This window comes from Comamonas sp. B-9 (genome assembly GCF_000410635.1).
In the GTDB taxonomy this organism is placed as follows: domain Bacteria; phylum Pseudomonadota; class Gammaproteobacteria; order Burkholderiales; family Burkholderiaceae_C; genus Comamonas.
The window spans coordinates 1-391 of the sequence record NZ_KE148656.1 but is presented as its reverse complement, the minus strand read 5'-3'; the positions used below and the strand labels follow the sequence as shown (position 1 = coordinate 391).

General features: G+C 69.8%; 1 protein-coding gene. It reads right to left on the bottom strand.

From position 1 onward, the window contains the following. A partial coding sequence (locus H928_RS33770; protein WP_043341490.1) for an HlyD family efflux transporter periplasmic adaptor subunit occupies positions 1–391 on the bottom strand: 391 nt, incomplete at both ends.

Below are 391 nucleotides of genomic sequence, written 5' to 3'. Positions count from 1 at the left end.
GGCCACCACCCACAGCTGCTCGGGCACCAGGAACAGCAGCTGCGTGCCCGAGGCCACATACTGGCCCAAGCGCACCGAGGCCTCGCTGATCTGGCCATCGCGCGGCGCCCGCACCACGGTGTTGTCCAGGTCGATCTGGGCCAGGCCCAGCTGGGCCTCAGCGGCCTTCACCTGGGCTTCCAGGCTGGCACGTGCCACCTGGGTGGATTTGATGCTCTGCTCGCCAATGCGGATATCGGCCTGCGCCTTTTGCACATTGGCCTTGGCCAGCTGGCTGGTGGCACGCGACTGGTCGCGCTCGCGCAGCGACACCGAACCGCGTGCGGCCAGGTCCTCGACCCGCTGCAGATCGGCTGCGGCGCGGCGCGCTTCGGCATCCACCGCCGACAGG